The organism is Rhodanobacter sp. FDAARGOS 1247, from assembly GCF_016889805.1.
In the GTDB taxonomy this organism is placed as follows: domain Bacteria; phylum Pseudomonadota; class Gammaproteobacteria; order Xanthomonadales; family Rhodanobacteraceae; genus Rhodanobacter.
Map to the genome: position 1 here is coordinate 1445070 of NZ_CP069535.1, position 20465 is coordinate 1465534.

A 20465-nucleotide genomic window follows, 5' to 3' on the forward strand; every position below is an offset into this window, starting at 1 on the left:
TGCGGAGAGTCACGAACTAGCCGCTCTGTCGTACTCTTGGGCTCTTTCCGCCACCTCGGGGTTTTCATGCGCCTAGCTTTCGTTGCCAGTGATGCCGGCGTCGCGCAGCAGGCGCGGCGCAAGCTGGTGGAGCGTTATGGCGACGTGCCGCCGGAACAGGCCGAGCTGATCGTGGCGCTGGGTGGCGACGGTTTCATGCTGCGCACGCTGCATGACTGGCGCGAACTTGAAGTGCCGGTGTACGGCATGAAGCTGGGTCGGGTCGGTTTCCTGATGAACAAGCACAAGCTCGATGGCCTGCCCGAGCGGATCGCCCGTGCCCACACGGCGTCGCTGTTCCCGCTGCAGATGCAGGTCACCGACGGCGCCGGCAACGAACACGCGGCGCTTGCTTTCAATGAAGTCTCGCTGCTGCGCCAGAGCAATCAGGCGGCACACCTGGAAGTGCAGCTCAACGACATCGTCAAGCTGCCGAACCTGATCTGCGACGGCATCATGGTGGCCACGCCGGCCGGTTCCACCGCCTACAACCTCTCGGCGCACGGCCCGATCCTGCCGCTGGATGCCAACGTGCTGGCGCTCACCCCGATCAGTCCGTTCCGCCCGCGTCGCTGGCGCGGCGCTATCCTTCCTCACCGCACCGCGGTCGTTCTGCGCGTGCTCGATCCGGGCAAGCGACCCGTCAGCGCCACCGCGGACTTCCACGAAGTGCGCGACGTGCGCACCGTTTCCATCCGCCAGTCGGGTGACCAGGGCGTACGACTGCTGTTCGACCCGGAACACAACCTGGAACAACGCATCCTCGATGAGCAGTTTGCGGCGGAGTGAAGCTCTTGCTCCACCCCCAACCAGCCCACCTTTGCTAGATTCAATGCCATCTTCTGACCAGCTGCGGAACGCATGATCACTCCCCCCGCCGATGCGCACGACCCGGCCGCCGTTGGCGACAACCGGCTCGTCGTGGCCATTTCCTCGCGCGCGCTGTTCGACCTCGGCGACAGCCATGCGCTGTTCGAGCGTGATGGCCTGGACGCCTATCGCGCATTCCAGATCGATCACGAGAACGAGATCCTGCAGCCCGGCGTGGCGTTTCCGCTGGTGCAGAAGCTGCTCGGCCTCAACAAGCTTGCCGGCGACGTGCCGCCGGTCGAGGTGATCCTGCTGTCGCGCAACTCCGGCGACACCGGTTTGCGCATCTTCAACGCGATCCAGCACTACGGCCTGGAAATCAGCCGTGCCGCGTTCACCAGTGGCGCGCCCACCTCCGATTACATCGCGCCGTTCAAGGCCGATCTGTTCCTTTCCGCCAACGCCGAAGACGTCGGCCGCGCGCTCGCCGCCGGGGTGGCTGCGGCCACGATCCTGCCCAGCACCGCGCCGCCGCGCGCCAGCGAACAACTGCGCATCGCGTTCGATGGCGATGCCGTGCTGTTCGGCGACGAGGGCGAGCGGGTGTCACGCGAGGAAGGGCTGGAAGCCTTCCATCGCAGCGAGACCGAACACGCCGCCGAGCCGCTGTCGGTGGGCCCGTTCCGCGGTTTCCTCACCGCGCTGCATCGCCTGCAGGTCGCGTTTCCGGCCGAGAACTCGCCGATCCGCACCGCCCTGGTCACCGCGCGCTCCGCGCCCGCGCACAAGCGGGTGATCCTCACACTGCGGCGCTGGGGTGTGCGCATCGACGAGGCGCTGTTCCTCGGCGGCCGCGACAAGGGGCCGTTCCTCGATGCATTCGGCGCCGACATCTTCTTCGACGACTCGCCGGCCAACGTGGAATCCGCGCGCCGACATGTGGCGACGGGACACGTACCGCACGGCGTGAGCAATCGCTGATCGGGTTCGGTACGGAAAGGCTTCCGTCGGCACGAAGCGTCTCGTTTCAATGAACGTAATTGATCGCGATGGCCGGCGTGATCGTGGTCGTCGTGCGATGGCCGGTAATCACCCGCGTGCCGAACAGCACGCCCAGGTTGGCGCTCCAGCTGTACTCGATCGCCGGCGCAAAGCCGAACGCTTCGCTGGTCCCCGAGTGTCGATGGATGCGCGCATCGCCGTAGCCGGGCAGCATCACGCCGTTCACGCTGCTGCCGTGACTGCGGCGATAGGTGACGTCCAGTGCCAACACCCAGCGTTGGCTCAGGCTGTATTCCCAGGCGGCGTTGACGAAGAACGAGTTGCCAGGCCGGGCATTGCCGCGAAAGCCCTGGGCCGTGCCATAGACGCTTGCGTCCTCGACGTGTGCATGGCCGGAAACGGACTGCGCAATGTTGAGACGCATGCGCAGGATGCGGCCGTTCGCAAGCCAGAAGTAAGTTTGCGTGTTGAGCTGCAAGGTCGTGGTATCGGCTCCGCTGCCGAGGCCATCGCCAGGCCGGTCGCCCAGCCGGTCATGCTTTCCGCTCGGCAGCGTCTGTTGCAATTGCAGCGAGATCGTCGGCAGGGAACTGCCTTCGTGGAATTCGGTGAGCCGGTATTGCGCCTGTACGCTCACGTCGCCCATTCGGACGCCCGAACTGTCGCCCGGGCCATCCAGCCGGGTGTAGCCCAGCACGGGAACCAGGCCCACCGTCAGCCGATCGGTGAGCCCATAGAGCATGTACGTCAGCGAGCCGAAACCATCCGAGTGGGGCGAGGACACGTCGTAGACATAGGGCTCGATCAGGTAATGGCCACGCGGCAACGTCGCGGCCGAGTTCGCCAGCATCGGACCGGTCCACCACGCGTCGTCCAGCGACTGTCGCGCAGGGGGCGAGGGCTGGGCTTCGGAGAGCGCCGCCGGATTTGCCGCGGCCTGGCCCCACGCGGCCGGCGACAGCATGATGCCGACGAGCATGCGGGACAGGGTGAAACATCGTCGTCGCGGCGATGGGGTTCTTGCCGACTTCATCTTCAAGGTGCTCCGCTCTGCTGGTCGGGCCGTACGATCCGTTGTCTGTCTCGTCACCGCCATCCGTTTCTTGCTCAGATCCGCTGCCAGCCTTCGAATCCGGTCAGCATCGCCGCGGCAATCAGCAGGCCGCCCACGCAGCGGTTCGCCAGCATGCCGGCTGCCGGCCGGCCTTGCAGCCACCGTCGTGCCCGGTCGGCCATCACGGTCACGCCGCCGTAGATGAAGAACTGGTTGATCGCGATGATCAGCCACATCAGCGTCGCCTGCAGCCAGATCAGGCCGTATTCGGGCCGCAGGAACTGCGGGAACACGGCGAGCATGAACAGGTAAGCCTTGGGGTTGAGCAGGCTGGTCAGCACGCCCTGGCGAAACGTCGCTGCGCGCGAACGCAGCGGGACGTCCGTGTGCAGGCCGAGGGAGGCCTCGCTGCGCAGCAGCGAGATGCCGATCCAGGCGATGTACAGCGCACCGGCCAGCAGCAGCGCGTTGAACGCGCCCGGAACCAGCTTGATCAGCACGCTGATGCCCAGCGCCGTCATCAGCACATGGCAGACCCCGCCGGCGATGATGCCGGCCACCGCGGCGAAACCGCGGCTGCGCCCGCCGGCCAGGGTGCTGCCCATGACGAAGGCCATGTCCAGGCCCGGCAACACGATGATGCCGAAGACCAGGGCGAAGAACAGCCACAGTTGTTCGTAGTGGTTCATGGCGCGCTCCCCGCGTTCGCATCGGGCAACCAGCGCAGGCGCGAGCGCGGGGTCGGGTCCATCACCACGCGTTCCGGCGTGCCGCTCAGCAGGCCGCTGGCGGCGAGCGACTGTTCAGCGGCCGCCAGCCGTGGCATCAGTTGCTTGTCCAGCGTGGCGTTGTCGCGGACCACGCCCAGCCACACCAGGAACGGCCCGTCGCTGCGTATCGGCAGCTGCGGAAAGTTGTTCGGCACGTCCAGCGACACCAGCACGCCGGCCGGGTGCACGCCGTCGACACGGTAGGCGTCGAACGCCGCCTCGGCCTGTTTCGCGAAGGCTTCCTCGCTGCCTTTCTTCACCGCGAAGATCTGCGCGACCACGACACCCTGCGCGCCGCGTTCTTCGGTCACCGGGTCCACCGCGGGCAGCACGCTGACGCCCTGATCCGCATGCAGCGGGCGCAACAGCATCACGTTGTCGCTGTCCGGCAGGATCGCGTTGACCTTGACGCGATGTTCCTTCCACAGCGGGCCGTAGTAGAACGCGGCGTTGACGATCGGCCGCGCGTTGATGTCGTGGAAGCCACGCAGCCAGGTGAAGCGGTTCGGATGCCCGCGCTCGGCGAACTGACCGAACACCATCGCGCCGAGTTGCTCGAACGCTTCCGGGAAGTACGCATCGAAGTACTTGACGAAGTGCGCCAGCTCGCCGTCGCTGGTGACGTAACGACGGAACTCGACGACCTGGTAATCCTGCAGATGCTGCACGCTTTCCATCGTGGGGGCCTCGTTCGTGGCGTGTGCCGACAGGGCGGTACCGAGCGCGATGGCCGCGACGGTGCCGGACAACAGTCGTTGGACGTGGTTCATGGGGATTCCTGGCTGTGCGCCGAGTCGCGCGAGACCTACGCTAAGGCACATACAGGGCAATAATCGCCCTGATTTGCCGTTACCATGGCGGCCATGGCCAAACCCACCACCCGCGTGCTGGCGGTGCTCGACCTGCTGCAGAGCCACGGCCGCATGAGCGGGCCGGAACTGGCGCGCCGGGTCGGCGTCGACGTGCGCACGCTGCGGCGCTACATCGTGGCGCTGGAAGACCTCGGCATCCCGCTCACCACCGAGCGCGGCCGCGCCGGTGCCTACATGCTGGTCGCCGGCTTCAAGTTGCCGCCGATGATGTTCACCAACGACGAGGCGGTGGCGCTGTCGGTCGGCCTGGTGGCGGCGCGGGGGCTGGGCCTGGCCGAAGCGTCACCGGCGGTGGAAAGCGTGCAGGCCAAGCTGGCGCGGGTGATGCCCGACAAGTTGAAGCGCCACGCGAATGCGATTGCAGACACGGTGAAGGTGGACTTGTTGCCGGCCTCGGGCACGCCGGGCAGCAACGCGGCGCTGATCGCGCTGGCGGGTGCGGCGCAGGCGCAGCGGCGCGTGCGGATGCATTACGAATCGGCCGCGGGCGTGCGCACCGAGCGCGAGTTCGATCCCTACGGCCTGGCCTGGCGGGCCGGTGCCTGGTACGCGCTGGGCATGTGCCACCTGCGTCATGGCCTGCGTTCGTTCCGGCTCGATCGCGTGGGCGAGGTGAGCCTGCTCGAACCGTCGTTCCGGCGACCGCCGGGTTTCGATGCGCTGGATCAGCTGCTGCAATCCATCGGCGCGATCGCTTACGCCCACCCGATCGAGGTGTTGCTGCACACGGACCTGCAGACGGCGCGCCGGGTGTTCTCGCTTGCCTTCGGCGTGCTTGAGCCGGTCGAAGGCGGCGTGCTCCTGCGCACCAGCGCCGATGATCTCGACTGGTTCGCCCGCCAGCTGGCCGGGCTGGCGTTCGACTTCGAGATCCGCACGCCCGCGAAGCTCCGTGTCGAACTGGCCCGTTGCGCGGCACGGCTGCAGCGTCTGGCCACGACAGCTGCCGGTTGAGCTGCAGCGACCCTCACACCACCCGCGTGCGCTTCCACCAGCGCGTGACCTTGTCCTCGCGCACGAAGGTGAACAGGCCCGCGCCCAGGATGATCGCGATGCCGATCGCCATCGGCCAGTCCAGCGCGTCGTGGAACAGCACGTAGCCCAGCAGCACCGCCCACAGCATCTGGCTGTACTGGGTCGGCGCGACATGGTTGGCCGGCGCGCGCTGGGTGGCCAGCATCAGCAGCACCGAGGCCAGCGCGGCGAGCAGGCCGTAGCCGAGCAGGAACAGCCACTGCACCAGCCCGGGCCAGCGGAAGTCGGCCAGCATCATCAGCCCGGCGAACAGCAGCGAGCCGATCATGCCGGCGCCGTACAGGGTGATGCGTTTCTCGTGGGGGCCGGCCATGCGCAGCGCGATCATCGAGATCGCGCCCGAAAGCCCGCAGATGATCGCGGCCAGGTGGCCGATGCCGAGCACCCGGAAGCCCGGTCGCAGCACCACCAGCACGCCGATGAAGCCGGCCACCACCGCCGACCAGCGGCGCCAGCCCACGTGCTCCTTCAGCACCAGCACCGACAGGATGGTGACGAAGATCGGCAGCAGGAAGATCAGCGCGAACGCCTCGGCCATCGGCAGCGCGGTGAACGCGACCACGGCGGAAATGCTGCCGATCGCGCTGGCCACCGCGCGCACCAGCCACAGGCCCTGGCGCTGCGCCCGCACCACGTCGCGCCAGCGATCGCCGCGACCCTTGATGAAGGGCAGGGCGGTCAGCCCCAGCACCGCGCCGAAGAACACCGCCTCGTAGGGCGGCAGCGAGCCGCGCAGCAGCTTCACGAAGGCATCGCTGAGGGCGAACGCGGCGAAGGCCATGAAGCCGAGCAAGACGCCTTTGAACATGGGATTCCGGAGCGGCGGGGTGACCGGCGGGAATTGTACGCGCCGCAAGCCCGCTTTCGGCCTGCGGGGCAGGTCCGCCCGCGCTACAATGCCCGCTTTACGTGCCCTTGCCGGAGCTTCCATGGCTGTCAGTCTGAATCCGCTCGATCTGTACGATGTCCGCTCGCTGCTCACCGACGAGGAGCGCATGGTGCAGGACTCCGTCGGCCGTTTCGTCGACGAGCGCGTGTTGCCGATCATCGGCGACTGCTTCGACCAGGGCCGCTTCCCGAAGGAGCTGATCCCCGAGATCGCCGGCCTCGGCCTGCTCGGCGCCACCATCCCCGAGGAATACGGCGGCGCCGGCATGAACGGCGTCAGCTACGGCCTGATCTGCCAGGAGCTGGAGCGCGGCGATTCGGGCCTGCGCAGCTTCGCCTCGGTGCAGAGCTCGCTGTGCATGTACCCGATCTTCGCCTACGGCAGCGAGGAGCAGAAGAAGCACTACCTGCCGCAGATGTCGGCCGGCGAGGTGATCGGCTGCTTCGGCCTGACCGAACCGCACGGCGGCTCCGACCCGGCCAACATGAAGACCAACGCCAGGAAGGACGGCGGCGACTGGGTCATCAACGGCGCCAAGATGTGGATCACCAACGGCAACCTGGCGCATATCGCGATCGTGTGGGCGCAGACGGACGACGGCATCCAGGGCTTCGTGGTGCCGACCGACACGGCCGGCTTCAAGGCGCAGGAAATCCACAAGAAGATGAGCCTGCGCGCCTCGGTCACCAGCGCGCTGTTCTTCGACAACGTGCGCGTGCCGGACAGCGCGCGCCTGCCCAACGTGAAAGGCCTGAAGGGCCCGCTGGGCTGCCTGACCCAGGCGCGCTACGGCATCACCTGGGGCCCGATCGGCGCGGCGCAGGCCTGCCTCAAGGAAGTGCTCGACTACACGGCCGAGCGCATCCTGTTCGGCAAGCCGCTGGCCTCCAACCAGGCGGTGCAGCTGAAGATGGCCGACATGGCCAGGCGCATCACCACCGCCCAGCTGCTGTCGCTGCAGCTCGGTCGCCTGAAGGACGCGGGCAAGATGCAGCCGACCCAGGTCTCGCTGGCGAAGTGGAACAACTGCCGCATGGCCATCGACATCGCGCGCCAGTGCCGCGACATCCTCGGCGGCGCCGGCATCACCACCGAGCACGGCGCGATCCGCCATGCGCTGAACCTGGAATCGGTGATCACCTATGAAGGCACCGAGACCGTGCACGAGCTGGTGGTCGGCCGCGAACTGACCGGCATCAACGCGTTCTGAAAGGGGTTTGCCGCGCATGGATTTCGATTCGCTGCGCATCGACACCGAACGCCTGATCCTGCGTCCGCCGCGGGCAGAGGATTTCGACGCCTATGCCGTCAACATGGCCGATGCCGAAGCGGCCCGCTTCATCGGCGGGCAGCAGGCGCGTGCGGCCGCGTGGCGAGGTTTCCTGTCGCTGGCTGGTGCATGGATGATCCAGGGTTTCTCGATGTTTTCGGTGATCGAGAAAAGCAGCGGCCAGTGGATCGGCCGGCTCGGCCCCTGGCATCCGGAAGGCTGGCCCGGCACCGAGGTGGGCTGGGGCCTGGCCCGCAGCGCCTGGGGCAAGGGCTACGCGCTGGAAGGCTGCACCGCCGCGATTGACTGGACCTTCGACCAGCTTGGCTGGGACGAGATGATCCATTCCATCCACCCCGACAACCACGCCTCGCAGGCGCTGGCGCAGCGGCTGGGTTCGACCTGCCGCGGCCCCGGCAAGCTGCCCGCGCCGTATGAGGATTCGCCCACCGACATCTGGGCGCAGACGCGCGAGCAGTGGCGCCGGCGTCGCCGATGAGCCACCTGTCGCCCGCGCTGTACGCCACCCTGGCCGAGATCGCGCCGGACCTGCACGTGCAGTGCGTCGATCCGTGGTGCGTGATCGGCAGCACCGCGGCGCTGCTGCTGGGCGCGCAGACCAGCGCGGCGGATGTGGATGTGTTGACCTCGCGGGCGGACGCGGAGCGTCTGATGGCGCACTGGGCAGCGCGCCGCGAGTCCGCGTTTGCGCCGCCCGACGACGATCGCTTCCGCTCGCATTTCGCCCGTTTCCGTTTTCCCGGCGCGCCGGTCGATGTGATGGGCGCGCTTGAACTCCATGTCGACGAATACTGGCAACCCGTGCTGCCGGGAAAGCTGGTGCTGGCCGGCGTGAATGGCCTGGCCGTGCCGGTGCCGTCGGTCGACGACCAGATCCGGCTGCTTGAAAGCTTCGGTCGCGAAAAAGATGCGCCCCGCGTTGCCGCCTTGCGCGCCCTGGCCGCCCCGGCCTTCAGCGTGCCGGTCGTATCCCTCCATTGATGCCGCGTTGCGGCTGCCTGTCCACCCACACGAATTCGCCATGACCGCCATTCCGTTTGCCATCAGCGCTCGCCACAAGGGTTTCAACCGTGCCGAGGTCGTCGACCAGAACTTCACCGAGTTCGTGCAGCTGTGGAACGGCGAGGTGCGCGCCGCGCCGCGCGATGACGCCGCCGTGCTGCCGGGCAGTGCGCTGGACGCGCGCGGTTTCCGCGAGCTGCTGGAGTCCCAATTGATCTCGCGTCACCTCGACCTGATGGCGCGCGTGCTGCGGGTGCAGAACAAGGTGTTCTACACGATCGGTTCGTCCGGCCACGAAGGCAATGCAATGGTGGCGCGGCTGACCCGCCACACCGATCCGGCCTTCCTGCATTACCGCTCCGGCGGCTTCATGGCCGAGCGCTTCCGCAAGATTCCGGGCATGGATCCGGTGATGGATTCGGCGCTCAGCTTCGCCGCCAGCAAGGACGACCCGGCCTCCGGCGGCCGTCACAAGGTATGGGGCAGCAAGCCGTTGTGGGTGCTGCCGCAGACCTCGACGATCGCCTCGCACCTGCCCAAGGCGCTGGGCACCGCGGTGGCGATCGAGCAGGCGCGGCGGATCGGCCATCAGCTGCCGATTCCCGACGACAGCATCACGATCTGCTCGTTCGGCGACGCCTCCAGCAACCACGCCACTGCGCAGACCGCATTCAACACCGCGGCGTGGACGGCCTACCAGAAGCTGCCCGCGCCGGTGCTGTTCGTGTGCGAGGACAACGGCATCGGCATCTCGGTGAAGACGCCGTCGGGCTGGGTCGCCAACAACTACCAGCATCGCGCCAACCTCGACTATTTCTTCGCCGACGGCCTCGACGTGGCCGAAGGCTACGCCCAGGTACAGCGCGCGGTGGAGCATTGCCGCACGACGCGCCGGCCGACCTTCCTGCACCTGAAGACCACCCGCGTGATGGGTCACGCCGGCACCGATTTCGAGATCGAGTGGCGCAGCATCGAGGAGCTGTTTGCGGTCGAATGCTCCGACCCGCTGCTGCGCTCGGCCGGCATCGCGCTGGAATCCGGCCTGTATTCGAAGGACGCACTGCTGAACCTGTACGAGGCCACCCGCAAGCGTTGCTTCGCTGCCGCCGAGGATGCGGACTCGCGTCATCGGCTGACCTCGCTGGACGACGTGATGGCCCCGTTGGCGCCATACACGCCGGCCGCGGTGAAGGCCGAGGCCACGCGCGCCGACTATGCCGACAAGCGCCTGGCGGTGTTCGGCGGCGAGGCGAAGCTGCCGGAGAAACTGCCGCCACGGCACCTGGCGATCCAGATCGGCCAGGCCCTGCACGACCTGCTGGCGAAGTATCCCGAAGCGCTGTTGTTTGGCGAGGACGTGGCGCAGAAGGGTGGCGTCTACACGGTCACCAAGGGCCTCAACAAGACCTTCAAGGGCAGCCGCGTGTTCAACACGCTGCTGGACGAAACCATGATCCTGGGCCTGGCCCAGGGCTACGCCAACATGGGCATGCTGCCCATGCCGGAGATCCAGTACCTGGCGTACTTCCACAACGCCTGCGACCAGATCCGCGGCGAGGCGGCCTCGCTGCAGTTCTTCTCCAACAACCAGTACCGCAACCCGATGGTGATGCGCGTGGCCTCGCTGGGTTACCAGAAGGGTTTCGGCGGCCACTTCCACAACGACAACTCGATCACCGCGCTGCGCGACATCCCCGGCCTGGTGGTCGGTTGCCCCAGCCGCGGCGACGACGCGGCGATGATGCTGCGCACGCTGATGGCGCTGGCGAAAGTTGATGGTCGCGTCTGCGCCTTCCTCGAACCGATCGCGCTGTACATGACCAAGGACCTTTACGAAGCCGGCGACGGCCAGTGGCAGTTCGACTATCCCGCGCCCGATCAGGCGATGACGCTGGGCGAGGGCCGCGTATACAACGAGGCCGCGAACGATCTGGTGGTGTTCACCTTCGGCAACGGCGTGCCGATGGCGTTGCGCGCCGCGCGCACGATCGAAGCGGAACTCAAGTGGCAGGTGCGCGTGGTCGACCTGCGCTGGCTGGCGCCGCTCAACGATGCCTTCATCGCGGCGCAGGCGAAGAGCGCCAAACGCATCCTGGTGCTGGATGAAGGCCGCAAGAGCGCGGGCGTGGGCGAGGGCGTGATCACCGCGATCGTCGAAGGCGGCTGCGGCGCCACGCCACTGCATCGCGTGGTCGGCGCCGATACGTTCACGCCGCTGGCCGGTGCGGCGCTGCTGGTGTTGCCGGGCGAGGCCGACGTGGTGGCCGCGGCGAAGGAGCTGGCGGCAAGGTCCTGACGAACGGCGCGGCGGGTTGGCCTACTTGTCAGATTCGCGCCGTTCCACGATATGCAGGCGCCGGCCCGGAGACGGGTTGGCGCCGCGCAGCTCGCCATCGTCCTGGCGATACATGCAGACCCGGTTGCGTCCCTTGAGCTTGGCGTCATACATCGCCTGATCGGCACGTTCGACCAGCGATTCCACGTCGTCGTCGTGGTGGCGGATGGTGACGCCGATGCTGATGCTGAGCAGCGCCTCGGCATTCACCGGAATTTCCAGGCGATGGACGCGGCGGCACAGGCGGGTCGCCACGTGGATGGCCTGTTCCGGCCGGGTGTTGTCGAGCAGGGCGACGAATTCCTCGCCACCGTAGCGGCCGAACAGGTCGCCGGGCCGCAGCTCGGCGGTCAGCGCATTGGCCACCGCGACCAGGGCGCGGTCACCGGTGTTGTGGCCCTGGCGGTCATTCAGCAGCTTGAAATGATCGAGGTCCAGGAACAGCAGGGCCATCGGTTGCGTCGTGCCGGCCGACAACAGCGTGTTGACCCGTTCGGTCCAGCCGCGGCGGTTGAGCACGTTGGTCAGCGCGTCGCGGTCGGCCAGCACGCGCACCACGTCGCGGTCGTGGCGCAGGCGCAGCGCACGGTCGGCCAGTCCCAGCGACAACACCACCGCCTCGAACGCGCCGCCGGCCACGCTGGCGTCATTGAGCCAGTCCAGTTGCGGCAGGGCGCCGTTGACCTGGGCGCTGCTCAGTGCGGTGAGCAGCAGCAGCGGCGTCCACCCGACCAGGAAGAACCACGCCTGCCGCGAACCGCGGGCGGCCGCCACGATGGCGGCTATCAGCAACAGCGCCGCGCCGATCATCAGCAGGGGGTTCAGCAGGATCTGCGCCACGTGCACCAGCAGCGGGACCTGGCTGCTGCGCATCAGCACCAGCTGGATCATGCCCACCGCCAGTGCGGTGATCGGCACCCGCAGCAAGGGCGCGTAACGCTGCAGCTCGCAGAATCGCGTCATGAACAGCGAGGCGAATGCCACCGACAGCGCGACCGCGGCAGAGCCGACCATCACCGCCATGCCCGACAGCCACTCCCATTCCAGCGGATGGAACACGAAGCCGGTCTGGATGCCCTGGATCAGGCAGTAGCAGAGGATGTAGCCGGCGTACCAGGCATAGGTGACGTCGCGCAGCATGCCGGCAAAGCACAGGGCCATCAGCACCATCGCCAGCATCACCGCGAAGCAGGCGCTGGCGAACACCAGCCATCGCGCGTCCTGCTGCACGTAGTCGCGCATGGGCTCGATCTGGAAGCGCACCGGGGCCACCAGGGTTGCCGAGGGCTCGAAGCGCAGCAGGATCGGCGTGGACGCCGCCATGCCGGCGGGAGCCTGCCATGCCAGCCGGCCATGACCGTGGAAGGGCGCACTGAAGTCGTCCAGCGCCAGCGTCGTCGGCGCACTCCCCGCGAACACGGTGACATTGGCCAGGGTAGGCGGATAGATCGTCAGTACGCGACCGCTGTTGTCCCAGGGCGGTTGCGGCGCGATGACCACCCAGCTGCCGGCACCGTCATGGGGAAAGCGCTGCAGCAGCGAGGGATCGAAACTCTTCAGCGCACCCTCGTGGTATTCCGCCATCACCGCGGCCGGCGTGTCGCCGGCGCGCACCTGGCGCCAGGCGCCATTCAACGGCGTGGCGGCGTGGGCGACCCCCAGGGTGAGCCAGAACAGGGCCGACAGCAGGGCGCGCCATGCAAGTGGCGGACGCCGTGGTGTCAGAAGTGTGAGCAGCCTCTCCATCTGCCTCTCTCCGCCCTGCCGAATTCCTGCGGGATTGCACGTGCTGGATCGTGTTGCCGGAAACATGGGCGAATGGGCACCGGCGCATCCCATGCGCCGGCTGACGGGGCCCCGACCCGCCGTGCAGCATGCCCCCGGCGGGTTGACTATCCAACCTGCCGACCTTTGAGGCCAGTGTCAAGCATGCCCCGTGCCAGCGAATCGACGGCCAGCGCAAACCTCGGCCTGGCGGGGCCGGGGGCGCCCTGGCCCGATGGCACCCAGTACGACACGGGCGCTGGGGCGGGTCCAGTCCGGCCCCTGGGCGTCAGCGATGTGGCGCCATCAGCCCGGTCGGCGCGCGCCCAGCAGCACCAGCACTTCCTGCGCGCTGCGGATGCGCTCGCTGGCGCCGGGCAGGTCGAGGACCACCTTCAGCTTGTCCTGGCCGTCCAGCTTGTACACGCGGGGCAGTTGCTGGATCAGCTTGATGATCGCCATCGGGTCGATCTCGGGTTTCTCGCGGAAGGTGATGCGACCGCCGTTGGTACCGAAATCCAGCTTGCGGATACCCAGCGGAGTGGCCATCAGCTTCAGGCTGGCCACCGCGAACAATTGCTTGGTGGCATCGGGCAGCAGGCCGAAGCGGTCGATCATCTCCACCTGCAGGTCGCGCAGGTCGTCCTCGCTGCGGGCGCTGGCGATGCGCTTGTACAGGGTCAGGCGGTGATGCACGTCGCCCAGGTAATCGTCGGGGATCAGCGCAGGCAGGTGCAGCTCGACTTCGGTCTCGTGCTCGGAGCTCAGGTCGAAATCCGGCACCTTGCCGGACTTCAGCGCGCGTACCGCCCGATCGAGCAGCTCGGTGTAGAGGCCGAAGCCGATCTCCTGGATCTGGCCGGACTGCTCGTCGCCGAGCAGTTCGCCGGCGCCGCGGATTTCCAGGTCGTGGGTGGCCAGGGTGAAACCGGCGCCGAGTTCCTCCAGCGAGGCGAGTGCTTCCAGCCGCTTCTGCGCATCGGCGGTGATCGACTTGCGGTCGGGCACCACCAGGTACGCATATGCGCGGTGATGCGAGCGACCCACGCGACCGCGCAGCTGATGCAGCTGGGCCAGGCCGAAGTGGTCGGCGCGGTTGATGATGATGGTGTTGGCGCTGGGGATGTCGATGCCGGTTTCGATGATCGTGGTGCACACCAGCACGTTGAAGCGCTGGCGGTGGAAATCCGCCATCACGCCTTCCAGTTCGCGCTCGGGCATCTGGCCGTGGGCGATGCGGATGCGCGCCTCGGGCACCAGTTCCTCCAGTTCGCGCACGATCCGCTCGATGCTCTGCACCTCGTTGTGCAGGAAGTACACCTGGCCGCCGCGCGACAGCTCGCGCTGCAGCGCCTCGCGGATCGTCGCCGGGTCCCACGCCGAGATGAAGGTGCGCACGGCGCTGCGATGCGCCGGTGGCGTGGCGATCAATGAAAGATCGCGCAGGCCGGCCATCGCCATGTTCAAGGTGCGTGGGATCGGCGTGGCGGTCATCGTCAGCAGGTCGACCTCGGCACGCAGCTTCTTCAGCTGCTCCTTCTGGCGCACGCCGAAACGCTGTTCTTCGTCGACGATCACCAGGCCCAGGTTCTTGAACCGAATGTCCGGCTGCAGCAGCTTGTGGGTGCCCACGATCACGTCGATCTGGCCGTCGGCGAGGCGCTTCAGCGCCTCGTTCACTTCCTTGGTCGACTTGAAGCGCGACAGCACGTCGACCCGCACCGGCCAGTCGGCGAAGCGGTCGGCGAAGTTGCGATAGTGCTGCTGGGCGAGCAGGGTGGTCGGCACCAGCACGGCGACCTGCTTGCCCGCGGTGGCGGTGGCGAACGCGGCGCGCAGGGCGACCTCGGTCTTGCCGAAACCCACGTCGCCGCAGATCACCCGGTCCATCGCGCGGGGCGCGGCCAGATCCTCCAGCACCGCCTCGATCGCGGTTTCCTGGTCGGGGGTTTCCTCGAACGGAAAGGTGCTGCCGAACTGTTCGACCATCTGCCGGTCGATCGGCATCGACTCGCCGCCACGGGCCTGGCGCTGGGCGTAGATCGCCAGCAGTTCGGCGGCCACGTCGCGCACTTTTTCCGCGGCCTTCCGGCGCGCGCGTTCCCACGCATCGCCGCCCAGCGAATGCAGCGGCGCCAGTTCCGGCGCGGTGCCGGAGTAGCGGCTGACCAGGCCCAGCTGTGCGACGGGCACATAGAGCTTGTCGCCCTTGGCGTATTCGACGGTGAGGAACTCGCCATCCATGCCGCCCACGTCCATCGAGGCCAGGCCCTGGTAGCGGCCCACGCCGTGATCCACGTGCACGATCGGTGCGCCGATGGTGAGCTCGGTGAGGTCGCGGATGATGCTTTCCGGATCGCGCGCGGTGCCACGGCGGCGCTTGCGGTCGCGCTCGCTGCGCACCCGCTCGCCGTAGAGTTCGCGCTCGGTGAGCACGGCGAGCGCGGGCCTGGTCAGCGCAAAGCCCTGTTCCAGCGGCGCGATGGTGATCGCGAACTTGACTCCCTCCCCTGCTTGCAGGGGAGGGTTGGGGAGGAGAAAAGCGCCCCAGCCCTCGATGACTTCGGGCTTCAATCCCGCTGCTGCCAGCGTCTCGATCAGCGCCTCGCGTCGCCCCGCCGAATCCGCGGCGATCAGCACGCGGCCTGGATAGCTGGACAGGAAATGCCGCAGCGACGTGCCGGGTTCCTCACCCTTGCGATTGAGCGGCAGCTCCGGCGCCGGCTGGGTGCCGGTGTCGACGGCGTGCTCGTGGCTGGCTTCGACCACTTCCACCCGCAGCCGCCTGTTGAGCTGTTCGCGCAGTTTCTCCGGCGGCAGGTAGAGCTCGGCCGGCGGCAGCACCGGGCGCTCGATGTCGTGCGCGCGCTGGTCGTAGCGTTCGGCGGTCTGCGTCCAGAACTGCTCGGCCGCTTCGCCGGCGCCTTCGCCCAGCACGAACAGCGCGTCGTCGGCGAGGTAGTCGAACAGCGTGGCGGTTTGTTTGAAGAATAAAGGCAGGTAGTACTCGATGCCGCCGGGCGTGACGCCTTCCTTCATGTCCTGGTACAGCGGGCAGCGACGCACGTCGATCGGGAAGCGTTCGCGCAGGTTGCCCCGGAATTCCTTCGCCGCTTCGTCGGTCAGCGGAAATTCGCGCGCCGGCAGCAGCTCGACCTTGTCCACCTGCTGCTGCGAGCGCTGGGTTTCCGGATCGAAGCTGCGGATCGAATCCACCTCATCGTCGAACAGCTCGATGCGATACGGCTCGGCCGTGCCCATCGGGAAAACGTCGAGCAGGGCGCCGCGCACGGCGAAGTCACCGGGCTCGGCCACCTGGGGCACGTGACGGTAACCGGAGGCCTCAAGTCGGCGCTGTTCGGCGGCCAGGTCGAACTTCTGGCCCCTGGACAGCACCAGCCCGGAACCGGTGATGTGTGAGCGCGGCGCGATCCGCTGCATCAGCGTGGCGATCGGCACCACCAGCACGCCGCGCTTCACGCCGGGCAACTGGTACAAGGTGGCGATGCGCTGCGAGACGATCTCCGGATGCGGGCTGAACACGTCGTAGGGCAGTGTTTCCCAGTCCGGGAAATGCAGCACCGGCAGGCCGCCGGCGAAGATCTTCAGCTCCGATTCGAGCGCCTGGGCGCGCTGGGTGTCGCGGGTCACCGCCACCAGCAGGCCTTCGTGCGAACGCGCCGCTTCGGCAATCAGCAGCGCCCGGCCGGAGCCGTGGGGCGGCGTCCAGTAGCGGCGTTGCTTCGGGGTGGTCGGCAGGGGCGGGTGTTTGATCGGGCTGGTCATGGGGACGCGTGTGCAGGGCGCCGCCAGAAGTGCCGCGCCGGGGAAAGCGGGCAAGTGTAACGCGATGTGTCCGAGCGTCCGTGGAGCGGCGCTGATGTCTTGCTCCCTCCCATGCAAGCAGGGGAGGGCCGGTGGGGTAGAGCCTTTCAGAGCTTCAGGGTGATCTGCGCCGTGCCCGGTTCGTCCGGCATCATCCGCTGGGTGAAGCCCAGCTCCCGGCACAGTTGCAGCATCGGCCGGTTCTCCAGCAGCACGTAGCCCCACAGCTCGGCGAGGCCGCGGCGGCGGCAGTCGTCGACCAGCCGCTGCATCAGCAGGGCGCCCAGGCCACGGCGGCTCCAGTCCTGCTCCACCAGCACCGAGAACTCGGCGCTGTCGGTGGCCTCGTCGACATAGATCCGGCCCACGCCACGCATCTCGGCCGGTTGCTCGGACTCGTCCATCAGCACGCAGGCGGTTTCGAGCGCGGGGTCGATGCGGCACAGGCGCTGGGCCATCGGTGCGGGCAGCTCGGACATCGCATGCAGGAAGCGGCGGCGGATGTCTTCCGGCGACAGTCGGGTGAAGCAGCGCTGCATCGCGGCCACGTCGCCGGCCTCGATCGGGCGCAGTACCAGCTCCCGTCCATCCTGGGTATGCACCTGCTCGCCCCGTGGGGACGGCGCCACGCGGGGACGGGCGAAGCGTTCGCTGCTGCGCGGCGGCAGTGCGGCGTAGCGGGTGGGGGCGGCGAAGTCGATGGCAGGGATCATGGCAGCTCCATACTTTTGCGTATTGTGTGCACCGCAGCATGAATTTGCAATGACGGGCGCTGCGGTGGGCTGTCACATGGCTCCGCGCCATGGCATCGACCGGCCTGCGGATGGTGCAGCACGGGAGATACAGACAGAAACGCCGTGGCCCCGCACAATGCGGGTCGGAATTCCCCGGAGCGATGGCATGGCCCGCAAACCCGTCCGCGGCCTCACGGCGGCCCAGCTGCAAGCGCTCTGCGGCCAGTGGCCGGGGGTCACCCGTGATACCAAATGGGGTGTCGACATGGTGTTCAGCGTGGGTGGCAAGATGTTTGCGGTGATGCCGTCCGATGGCAGCGGGGGCGGGCGGCTGTCGTTCAAGGTGGGCGACGATCGTTTCCTCGCGCTCACCGATCAACCCGGCATCATTCCGGCGCCGTACCTGGCGCGGGCGCACTGGATATCGATCACCGAACCGCAGCGCTTCGCCACCGCCGAGCTGGCGGCGTACATCCTCGACGCGTACACCCTGGTCCGCGCGAAACTCACCAAAAAATTGCAGGCGGAGCTGGGGCCGCTGCCGACACTCAAGGCGGAAAAGGCATGAAACAGCATCTGGGCGCCCTGGCGCTGCTGGTCGCCGATTACGACGAAGCAATTGCCTGGTACACCCGCGCGCTGGGCTTCGAGCTGATCGAGGACACCGACATGGGCGGCGGCAAGCGCTGGGTATTGCTGGCGCCGCCGGGCTCGCACGAAACGCGCCTGCTGCTGGCGAAAGCGAACGGCGACGAACAGGTCTCGCGCATCGGCAACCAGACCGGTGGCCGCGTCTTCCTGCTGCTGCACACCGACGACTTCCAGCGCGACTGGCAGCGCATGCGCGCCCAAGGCGTGCACTTCCGCGAGGAGCCGCGGCACGAGAGCTACGGCACGGTGGCGGTGTTCGAGGATCTGTACGGCAACGGCTGGGATCTGCTGCAGCTGGCATGATCATGCTGCCGGCAGGCAGGGAGTGGCGGCGCGGGTTTCCATCGGAGGGAAGGGGATGAGGTCTTGGGTGTTCTGGCCGGCGATCATCGCCGCATGCTTCGTGTCGATCAGCCTGAGCCAGGCCGAGCCGCACAACGTGGCCCAGGTGGCGGGCGCAGCCCTGGCCTGGATCGTTACCGTGAGCCTCGGCTGGACACGCTGGGTCGGCAGGCCCGCGACATGGCTTGGACAACTGGCTGCCGCGGCCGGGGCGATCATCCTGGTCGCGCTCATCCATGACTGGCTGCCCAGGACCGACGTGTTCGTGATCTACCGGAGGAACTGCCCACCCCGGATGGGTTCGTTCTGGCCACTGTGCTTCGCCTGGGTCGGCGGGGCCGGACTGAAGACGTTTGCCCTGTGGGGCAGGCGGCTGCCCCTGAGGGGCACGGGAACCGCGCCGAGGTTGCGCGCCGTGGCGTGGTGGTCGCTGATGATCGCCTGGACGCTTGCCTGTGCCCTGGTGTTTGTACGCAACATCAATGCGGTGGCGCTCGGCGTGTCATTGCGCGGTGCTGCGGAGGTGCTGGGAATACTGTTGGGCGCGGGCGGCATTCTTGCCGGCCTCCTGTGGCTTTCGACGCGCTCCGAAAGCAAGGCGCGAAGGAAAGCCCTGGCCGACTACCAAGCGATCGGCGCGGCGACGCGAGCGGCACTGCTGACCTTGATCGACAGCCACGCCCGCCGGGGCACGTTCCGGCTGCTGTATCGCATCGCCAGCGAAAAGGGCGATGCTCATTCGCTTGCCCGCGTAGGTGGCGAACCCCTGGCGGGGCCAGACGAGATGTGGCCCCTCGACGACGAGGGACAGCTCGGCAAATTCCTGCTCCAGTTGCCGCTTGCGGGCGTGGCGCACCCGGCCTGGAACGACCGATGGTTGACGATTTATCTGGGGCAGCACGAGTTGCTCGTCAGAAGTTACCCCGGTGCGGTGGACCTGGTTGTCACCGCTGCTCCCGACGGCGTGACGAAACTCGCCGCCCGGGCACTGGAACCGCTGGCCATGCCGATCATGGAATCCCTCGGTGACGACGATGAGCGGGAGCACGGCGCGCTGGATGGCGCATGGTTGCTGGAGACCGTTCCGGGGCTCGGGAAAAGGCTGTCCGCGCTGACCGCACAGCCGCTGCGCGTGCTGTCGATGCTGCTGGACGGGGACGACGCCATAGCCGACTTCGCGGTGGAAAACACCATCCTAGTGGGCGGCGAGCCCGAGTTGATCCAGGGGCCACACGAACCGCATTGCGAACTTTGCCAGGCGCCGATGCGGTTTCTTCTGCAGTTCTGCGACGTCACGGACAACGACGAGCTCGGTGACTGCGGCGTCGGCTACGTCTATGGCTGCGATGCCCACCCGGAGCATTGCCGGGCGTTCGTGGATTGCTACTGAGAAAGCCGCGGTGCCGATGGCGACAGCAGCGCTACCAGATCAGGTCGTCCGGCACTTCGAACTGCTTGTAATACTCGTCGTCGGTGTCGTTGCCGGCCGTCGTCTCCGTGCGGCCGTGGTCGAGCACGATCATCGCCGCGTCGCGTTCGCGGACCTTGTCGGCGGCCACGCGGGGCAGCAATTCGTAGCCCTCGCCGTGGCGCACGATCACCAGCGTGCCGGCGGCCAGCTGCGCGCGCAGCGGTTCGTTCACCAGCACGTCCCTGATCCGGTCGCCGTCGGTGAAGCGGTAGGCGATCTCGCCTTCGCGTTTCACCTTGTGCGCCTCGACGATCTGGCGCACCTGGGCGCGTGCCTCGTTGAGGCGCAGCTGCGCATTGCGCTCGGCGGCGATGGCCCGGTCGCGCTCGGCCTTTTCCGCCTGCAGGCGCTGCGCCTCGAGCTGTTCGGCGCTGGCGGCTGCGGGCGCCTTGCCCTTGTGCTTCTTTGCCTGTTCGCGCACGACCTGCGCGGCCTTGGCCTTGTTGACCAGGCCGGCCTTGAGCAGTTGTTCCTGCAGCGGATTGCGCATGTTCGGGAGATCCCGGCTGTGCTGGGCCGGCCATTGTAGACCGCGCGGACTGCCGCGCGGCCTGGCCGGATTCGGCGGCTGGCCGCGGA

Annotated in this window: 18 protein-coding genes; 10 read left to right on the forward strand and 8 right to left on the reverse strand. The window is 67.7% G+C overall.

Annotation, left to right across the window (positions count from 1 at the left end):
- Positions 1–66 precede the first annotated feature (66 nt).
- Both I6J77_RS06465 and I6J77_RS06470 read left to right on the forward strand, forming a co-directional pair.
- Positions 67–828, forward strand: coding sequence for an NAD kinase (locus I6J77_RS06465; protein ID WP_007804890.1), 762 nt, complete (start codon positions 67–69; stop codon positions 826–828).
- Positions 829–900: 72 nt separating this feature from the next.
- The gene (locus I6J77_RS06470; protein WP_204110996.1) at positions 901–1830 is read left to right on the forward strand and encodes a 5'-nucleotidase; all 930 of its coding nucleotides are present in this window, start codon (positions 901–903) and stop codon (positions 1828–1830) included.
- Between the two features lie 46 nt (positions 1831–1876).
- On the opposite strand, the gene I6J77_RS06475 is transcribed toward I6J77_RS06470, so the two are convergent.
- From I6J77_RS06475 to I6J77_RS06485, 3 genes are all read right to left on the reverse strand, one after another.
- Positions 1877–2830, reverse strand: coding sequence for a transporter (locus tag I6J77_RS06475; protein ID WP_239309207.1), 954 nt, complete (start codon positions 2828–2830; stop codon positions 1877–1879).
- A 128-nt stretch (positions 2831–2958) separates the two neighbouring features.
- The gene (locus I6J77_RS06480) at positions 2959–3594 is read right to left on the reverse strand and encodes a LysE family translocator (protein ID WP_056765675.1); all 636 of its coding nucleotides are present in this window, start codon (positions 3592–3594) and stop codon (positions 2959–2961) included.
- Entirely contained in the window at positions 3591–4445 is an 855-nt protein-coding gene (locus tag I6J77_RS06485) for an NIPSNAP family protein (RefSeq protein WP_204110997.1), read from the reverse strand. The genes I6J77_RS06480 and I6J77_RS06485 overlap by 4 nt, the downstream gene beginning before the upstream one ends.
- A gap of 93 nt (positions 4446–4538) precedes the next feature.
- Between I6J77_RS06485 and I6J77_RS06490 the strand changes: the two genes are divergently transcribed.
- The gene (locus tag I6J77_RS06490) at positions 4539–5501 is read left to right on the forward strand and encodes a YafY family protein (protein ID WP_056766042.1); all 963 of its coding nucleotides are present in this window, start codon (positions 4539–4541) and stop codon (positions 5499–5501) included.
- 13 nt (positions 5502–5514) lie between these two features.
- Here the strand turns inward: I6J77_RS06490 and I6J77_RS06495 are convergent, their stop codons facing one another.
- Positions 5515–6390, reverse strand: a complete 876-nt coding sequence (locus I6J77_RS06495) for a DMT family transporter (protein ID WP_056765679.1) — start codon at positions 6388–6390, stop codon at positions 5515–5517.
- A gap of 121 nt (positions 6391–6511) precedes the next feature.
- Here I6J77_RS06495 and I6J77_RS06500 point away from each other — a divergent pair, with 121 nt between their 5' ends.
- From I6J77_RS06500 to I6J77_RS06515, 4 genes are read left to right on the forward strand one after another with little or no spacing between them, the layout of a single operon-like run.
- Positions 6512–7681 carry an acyl-CoA dehydrogenase family protein gene (locus I6J77_RS06500; RefSeq protein WP_056718674.1) on the forward strand — a complete coding sequence of 390 codons (1170 nt, stop codon included), beginning with the start codon at positions 6512–6514 and terminating at the stop codon, positions 7679–7681.
- 16 nt (positions 7682–7697) lie between these two features.
- Positions 7698–8240, forward strand: coding sequence for a GNAT family N-acetyltransferase (locus tag I6J77_RS06505; RefSeq protein WP_204110998.1), 543 nt, complete (start codon positions 7698–7700; stop codon positions 8238–8240).
- The gene (locus I6J77_RS06510; RefSeq protein ID WP_204110999.1) at positions 8237–8743 is read left to right on the forward strand and encodes a hypothetical protein; all 507 of its coding nucleotides are present in this window, start codon (positions 8237–8239) and stop codon (positions 8741–8743) included. The genes I6J77_RS06505 and I6J77_RS06510 overlap by 4 nt, the downstream gene beginning before the upstream one ends.
- 40 nt (positions 8744–8783) lie before the next feature.
- Positions 8784–11060: a thiamine pyrophosphate-dependent enzyme gene (locus tag I6J77_RS06515; protein ID WP_204111000.1), complete on the forward strand. Its 2277-nt coding sequence runs from the start codon at positions 8784–8786 to the stop codon at positions 11058–11060.
- A 21-nt stretch (positions 11061–11081) separates the two neighbouring features.
- On the opposite strand, the gene I6J77_RS06520 is transcribed toward I6J77_RS06515, so the two are convergent.
- From I6J77_RS06520 to I6J77_RS06530, 3 genes are all read right to left on the reverse strand, one after another.
- A complete protein-coding gene (locus I6J77_RS06520; RefSeq protein ID WP_204111001.1) occupies positions 11082–12845 on the reverse strand; it encodes a diguanylate cyclase in 1764 nt (587 codons plus the stop codon).
- A gap of 324 nt (positions 12846–13169) precedes the next feature.
- On the reverse strand, positions 13170–16649 hold the full coding sequence (gene mfd, locus I6J77_RS06525) for a transcription-repair coupling factor (RefSeq protein ID WP_204111002.1): 3480 nt from the start codon (positions 16647–16649) through the stop codon (positions 13170–13172).
- Between the two features lie 146 nt (positions 16650–16795).
- The gene (locus I6J77_RS06530; RefSeq protein ID WP_204111003.1) at positions 16796–17401 is read right to left on the reverse strand and encodes a GNAT family N-acetyltransferase; all 606 of its coding nucleotides are present in this window, start codon (positions 17399–17401) and stop codon (positions 16796–16798) included.
- A 187-nt stretch (positions 17402–17588) separates the two neighbouring features.
- On the opposite strand from I6J77_RS06530, the gene I6J77_RS06535 reads away from it, so the two are divergent.
- The 3 genes from I6J77_RS06535 (at position 17589) to I6J77_RS06545 (ending at position 19805) form a co-directional block, all read left to right on the forward strand.
- Positions 17589–17990 (forward strand): MmcQ/YjbR family DNA-binding protein, encoded by a 402-nt coding sequence (locus I6J77_RS06535; RefSeq protein WP_204111004.1) that lies wholly within the window; start codon positions 17589–17591, stop codon positions 17988–17990.
- Entirely contained in the window at positions 17987–18376 is a 390-nt protein-coding gene (locus I6J77_RS06540) for a VOC family protein (RefSeq protein WP_204111005.1), read from the forward strand. The genes I6J77_RS06535 and I6J77_RS06540 overlap by 4 nt, the downstream gene beginning before the upstream one ends.
- Before the next feature lie 67 nt (positions 18377–18443).
- Positions 18444–19805, forward strand: coding sequence for a hypothetical protein (locus I6J77_RS06545; RefSeq protein WP_204111006.1), 1362 nt, complete (start codon positions 18444–18446; stop codon positions 19803–19805).
- 31 nt (positions 19806–19836) lie between these two features.
- Here I6J77_RS06545 and I6J77_RS06550 read toward each other — a convergent pair whose 3' ends face one another.
- Positions 19837–20376 carry a DUF2058 domain-containing protein gene (locus I6J77_RS06550; protein WP_056765695.1) on the reverse strand — a complete coding sequence of 180 codons (540 nt, stop codon included), beginning with the start codon at positions 20374–20376 and terminating at the stop codon, positions 19837–19839.
- Between the last annotated feature and the right edge of the window lie 89 nt (positions 20377–20465).